The organism is Mycobacterium sp., from assembly GCF_050701675.1.
Taxonomy (GTDB): Bacteria; Actinomycetota; Actinomycetes; order Mycobacteriales; family Mycobacteriaceae; genus Mycobacterium.
Window position 1 is genome coordinate 1 of sequence record NZ_JBOGDD010000071.1, and the last position, 5,620, is coordinate 5,620.

Below are 5,620 nucleotides of genomic sequence, written 5' to 3' on the forward strand. Positions count from 1 at the left end.
ACGCACGACGCCGCGCAGGTATCCGCCGCGGTGTCCGAAGCGGGGCAAGGCGGTATCGACTACTTCTGCGTCGGCCCCTGCTGGCCAACCCCGACGAAGCCGGGCAGAACGGCGCCTGGACTCGACCTGGTCCGCACGGCGGCGGCGTCGGGCACCGAGATTCCGTGGTTCGCCATCGGCGGCATCGACGTCGACCGGCTTGCCGAGGTGCTGGACGCGGGTGCCCGTCGCGTCGTGGTGGTGCGAGCCATCACCGCTGCCGAGGACCCGGCCGCCGCGGCGCGGGAGCTGAGGTCGGCGCTCACCTCTCGCGATTGACCTCGAACGGATACGCCGCCGACGCCGTGCGAAGCCGGTCCCAGCTGGCCGCGAAGCCGGGGTGCAGCGGTAGTTCGGCGACCTCGTCCTCGGCGACCCAGCGCAGCTCGGAGCTCTCGCGGTTGGGCACCGTCGCCAGCGGTTCCGGCGCGTCGGCGATGACGGTCGTATAGGTCCACTGGCCACCGTCTGCGGTGGCCGTCACCACCGTGCCCCGCACCACCAGCTGGTCGGCGGTCAGCCCGGCTTCCTCGTGCGCTTCGCGGACGGCCGCCTCCTCGACGGTCTCGTGGCTGTCGCGGGCGCCGCCGGGGAGGCTCCACGTCCCGCCCTGATGACTCCACGGCGCCCGATGCTGGAGCAGCACCGAGGCGCCTCCGTCGGGGCGCGGGGCGCGCAACAGCAACCCCGCGGCGCCGTGCCTGCCCCAGAAGTGCGCGCCGTCGTCAGATAGCACCCAACCGTCGCCGTCGCCTCGCACGCGTTCAGGATAGGGCTCCGCCGCGATCTTGGGCCCGCCGCAGGCTCGGCCGATCCACGTGGTGTCGACGATTGTCCCGCGCGTCCCGCCCCCTGCTCTTAGAATTCCTTTACAGTTGGAGGAGTCGGGAAAGCAGCCGGAAAGCAGAGGTCCGCGCACAGGTGACTGTGGAGTTGGCGCACCCTTCTACCGAGCCCCTTGCGTCCCGCTCACAGACCAGACCAGCGCACCCGCGGTGGTGGTTCCTCTGGACCACCCCCGGCCGCATTCTGACCATCGGGTTCGTCCTGTCCGCCTTGGTCATCGCGTGCGCGTTCGCGACGTCGACGACGATCAACGGCCGTCAACAGGCGCTGTCCAACGTGCTGGGCCACACCGAGCCGTTGGCGTTCGCGGCCGGACAGCTCTACACGACGCTGTCGGTCGCCGACGCCGCCGCTTCGACGGCCTTCATCTCCGGCACGGAACCCCGCGCCGTGCGGCAGCGCTACGAGCAGGCCATCACCGACGCCGCCGTCGCCGTGACCCGCGCGTCCAGCGGGCTCACCGATGACGAGATGGTGCGACTGCTGGGCCGCGTCAATGCACAACTCGCCGTGTACACCGGTCTGGTCGAGACGGCGCGTACCAACAATCGCGCGGGCAATCCCGTCGGATCGTCGTATCTGGCGGAGGCGTCCTCGCTGATGCAGACGCAGATCCTGCCCGACGCCCAGCGCCTGTACGAGGAGACCTCCAAGAAGGTAGACGTCGAAACGACCGCGTCGACCAGGATCCCGGCGCCGGTCATCCTCGTCGTGCTGGCCACCCTCATGTTCGGCGCGTTCGCCAACCGGTGGCTGGCGCGGCGCACCCGCCGACGGGTGAACATCGGCTTCGTCGCAGGCGGGCTCGCCGTGCTCATCATGATCGTGTGGGTCGGTACCGCGCTGACGATCTCCACCGCCGACAGCCGCAGCGCCAAGAGCACGGCCGCAGAATCGCTCAAGACCGTCACCACCATGGCGATCACCGCTCAGCAGGCGCGCGCCGACGAGACGCTGTCACTGATCCGCCGTGGTGACGAAGGCGTCCGCAAACAGTCCTACTACCAGCGCATCGACACGATGCAGCAGCAGCTGGCCGACTACCTCGGCCGCAACGACGCCATCGACAAGGCCGATCTGGCCGACGCCGAACAACTGCTGCGGCGGTGGCGGGCCGCCGACGACCGGATCAACGCCTACATCGCGGTGGGCAACTACCAGGCGGCCACCCAGGTGGCGCTCGGCACCGGCGAGGACGACTCCACCCCGGCCTTCGACAAGCTCGACGCCGCCTTGACGAAGGGCATCGGGGAGAGCAGGCAGCAATTGCGCAACGACATCGTCAACGCCCGTCGGGTGCTGTCGGGCGCGACCGTCGGCGCGGCCGTTCTCAGCATCACCGCAGCGATCGCGGTGGCGCTCGGGCTGTGGCCGAGGTTGAGTGAGTACAGATGATTGCCAACCGGATGACGAGCGCTCGCACGAAGAGCAGAGCACTGCTGGCGGTACTCGCAGCGGTGACGATGGTGGCCGGCTGCAGCCAAGCCGCGCCCGTCATCAACGTACCGAGCGTGACGCTGGCGCCGCCCACCCCCGCGGGCATGGAAGAGGCTGCGCCGCAGTCCGTCAAACCAACCGACGCCGCCGACGAGGACGACTGCACGGCCAGTCTGCGGCCGTTCCCCACGAAGGCAGAAGCCCAGGACGCCGTCGCCAACATCCGCAACCGGGGCAGGCTCATCGTCGGTCTCGACATCGGCAGCAACCTGTTCAGCTTCCGCGATCCGATCACCGGCGAGATCACCGGCTTCGACGTCGACATCGCGGGCGAGGTGGCCCGCGACATCTTCGGCACGCCGTCACAGGTCGAGTACCGCATCCTGTCCTCGGCCGACCGGGTCACCGCGCTACAGAACGATCAGGTCGACATCGTGGTCAAGACCATGAGCATCAACTGCGAGCGCGAGAAGTTGGTGAACTTCTCCACCGAGTACCTCGCGGCCAACCAGCGGATCCTGGCGCCGCGTGACTCGGCGATCACCGAGGCGTCCGATTTGGCTGGCAAGCGGGTGTGCGCGGCCACGGGCACGACGTCGTTGCAACGCATCCAGCAGATCGACCCGCCGCCCGTCATCGTCGAGGTCGTGACGTGGGCCGACTGCCTCGTCGCACTGCAGCAGCGTCAGGTCGACGCCGTCAGCACCGACGATTCGATTTTGGCCGGGCTGGTCTCCCAGGACCCGTACCTGCACATAGTGGGGCCCTCCATGGGCAAGGAGCCGTACGGTATCGGGATCAACAAGGAGAACACCGGCCTGGTGCGGTTCGTCAACGGAACGCTCGACCGGGTGCGCCGGGACGGCACGTGGAACACGTTGTACCGCAAGTGGTTGACGGTGCTCGGGCCTGCGCCTGCACCGCCCGTGCCGAGGTATTCGGACTGATGGCCACCCCCGACCGGCACGACGACATCCCCGAGGACAAGCCCGACGAGGCCCAAGGGACGACCCCCGACGGCCCCTCCGACGAGGATGCCTATCCGGGCACCCAGCCCGCCGAGGCCATGACCTACGACTCGCTGGCGACCATGCGGCCGATGGCGACTCAGGCGGTGTTCCGGCCGAACTTCGACGATTCGGACGGCGTCTCGGTCGGCACCGCCGAGACCGAACCCCACGATCAGACGACGATGCTGACGCGGCGATGGTCGCCGATCCGGCGTCTCGGCGGCGGACTCGTCGAGGTTCCGCGGGTGCCGGAACGGGACCCGCTGGAAGCGCTGATGACCGACCCGGTGGTGGCCGAGGTCAAGCGGTTCTGCTGGAACTGTGGCAAACCGGTCGGTCGCTCCACCTCCGACGGCGAAGCGCTGTCCGAGGGCTGGTGCCCACACTGCGGAAGCCAGTATTCCTTTCTCCCACAGCTGAGTCCGGGCGATATGGTGATCGACCAGTACGAGATCAAGGGCTGTATTGCGCACGGCGGCCTCGGCTGGATCTACCTGGCGTTCGACAAGAACGTCAACGACCGCCCCGTGGTGCTCAAGGGTTTGGTGCACTCCGGCGACGCCGAGGCGCAGTCGATCGCGATGGCCGAACGCCAGTTCCTCGCCGAGGTCACCCACCCCGGGATCGTGAAGATCTTCAACTTCGTCGAGCACGACGACAAGAACGGCGACCCCGTCGGCTACATCGTGATGGAGTACGTCGGCGGTACGTCACTCAAACAGGCCAAGGGACACCGGCTCCCGGTCGCGCAGGCGATCGCGTACATGCTCGAAATCCTGCCCGCGCTGGGCTATCTGCACTCGGTCGGGCTGGTGTACAACGACCTCAAGCCCGAGAACATCATGGTCACCGAGGAGCAGCTCAAGCTTATCGACCTCGGCGCGGTCTCACGGCTGAACTCCTACGGATTCCTCTACGGCACACCGGGATACCAGGCGCCAGAGATCGTGAAGACGGGGCCGACGATGGCCACCGACATCTACACCGTCGGACGCACCCTTGCGGCGTTGACACTGGATCTGCGCACTCGCAGCGGCCGCTATGACGATGGCCTGCCCGAGAATGATCCCGTTCTGGCCCAATACGATTCGTTCGGTCGACTGTTGCGCCGCGCCATCGACGCCGACCCGCGCAGGCGCTTCGCCAGCGCCGAGGAGATGTCCGGCCAGCTGATCGGGGTGCTGCGGGAGGTCGTCGCGCAGGACTCCGGCATGCCGCGACCCGGGTTGTCGACCGTGTTCAGCCCGTCCCGGTCGACGTTCGGCATCGACCTGCTCGTCGCGCATACCGACGTCTACCTCGACGGCCAGGTGCACTCCGAGAAGCTCACCGCCCAGGAGATCGTCAAGGCGCTGCAGGTGCCGCTCGTCGACCCCGCCGACGTCGGCGCGGCGGTGCTGTCGGCGACGGTGCTCAGCCAGCCCGTCCAGACGCTCGACTCCCTGCGGGCGGCGCGGTACGGCTCGCTGGACTCCGACGGCGTCGACCTCTCCGAGTCCGTCGAGCTGCCGTTGATGGAGGTGCGGGCGCTGCTGGACCTCGGCGACGTCGCCAAGGCCACCCGCAAGCTCGACGACCTCCACGAACGGGTCGGCTGGCGATGGCGTCTGGTCTGGTTCCGCGCGGTGGCCGAATTGCTCTCGGCCGACTACGAATCCGCGACCAAGCACTTCACCGAGGTGCTGGACACGCTACCCGGCGAGCTGGCGCCCAAGCTGGCGTTGGCCGCGACGGCGGAGCTCTGCGGATCCGCCGACGAACGGTCGTTCTACAAGACGGTGTGGAACACCGACAACGGCGTGATCTCCGCCGGGTTCGGGCTGGCCCGCGCGCAGTCCGCGGATGCCCACCGCGATGACGCTGTCACGACGCTCGACCAGGTTCCGCCCACCTCGAGACACTTCACGACCGCGCGGCTCACCAGCGCGGTGACCCTGCTGTCGGGCCGCTCCGGCAGCGAGATCACCGAACAACAGATCCGCGATGCCGCCCGCCGGGTCGAGGTGCTTCCTGACACCGAACCCAGGGTTCTTCAGATCCGCGCCCTGGTGCTCGGGACCGCGATGGACTGGCTTGCCGACAACACCGCGAGCACCAACCACATCCTGGGGTTCCCGTTCACCGAGCACGGTCTACGGCTGGGCGTCGAGGCCTCACTTCGCGGGCTGTCTCGCGTCGCGCCGACGCAGGAGCACCGCTACGCGCTGGTCGACCTGGCCAACAGCGTCCGGCCGATGAGCACCTTCTGACCGGACCTGTCTCTACCGGGGACCGAACCGCTCCCGCAA

The 5,620-nt window shown here is 68.3% G+C and carries 5 protein-coding genes; 4 read left to right on the plus strand and 1 reads right to left on the minus strand.

The window, feature by feature from the left end:
* Positions 1 to 318, plus strand: a 318-nt coding sequence (locus ACRDUX_RS02160) for a thiamine phosphate synthase (RefSeq protein WP_526410566.1), incomplete at its 5' end; no start/stop codon positions are given.
* On the opposite strand, the gene ACRDUX_RS02165 is transcribed toward ACRDUX_RS02160, so the two are convergent.
* Positions 302 to 799 (minus strand): NUDIX hydrolase, encoded by a 498-nt coding sequence (locus ACRDUX_RS02165; RefSeq protein WP_526410568.1) that lies wholly within the window; start codon positions 797 to 799, stop codon positions 302 to 304. The genes ACRDUX_RS02160 and ACRDUX_RS02165 overlap by 17 nt on opposite strands.
* Positions 800 to 960: 161 nt before the next feature.
* Between ACRDUX_RS02165 and glnX the strand changes: the two genes are divergently transcribed.
* The 3 genes from glnX to ACRDUX_RS02180 all read left to right on the plus strand — a co-directional run bounded on the left by glnX (position 961) and on the right by ACRDUX_RS02180 (position 5,581).
* Entirely contained in the window at positions 961 to 2,280 is a 1,320-nt protein-coding gene (gene glnX, locus ACRDUX_RS02170; protein WP_526410570.1) for a protein kinase G-activating protein GlnX, read from the plus strand.
* Positions 2,281 to 2,291: 11 nt separating this feature from the next.
* The gene (locus ACRDUX_RS02175) at positions 2,292 to 3,269 is read left to right on the plus strand and encodes a glutamate ABC transporter substrate-binding protein (protein WP_526410571.1); all 978 of its coding nucleotides are present in this window, start codon (positions 2,292 to 2,294) and stop codon (positions 3,267 to 3,269) included.
* Between the two features lie 119 nt (positions 3,270 to 3,388).
* Complete coding sequence (locus ACRDUX_RS02180; RefSeq protein WP_526410573.1) at positions 3,389 to 5,581, plus strand: tetratricopeptide repeat protein; 2,193 nt, start codon at positions 3,389 to 3,391, stop codon at positions 5,579 to 5,581.
* The last annotated feature ends 39 nt before the right edge of the window (positions 5,582 to 5,620 follow it).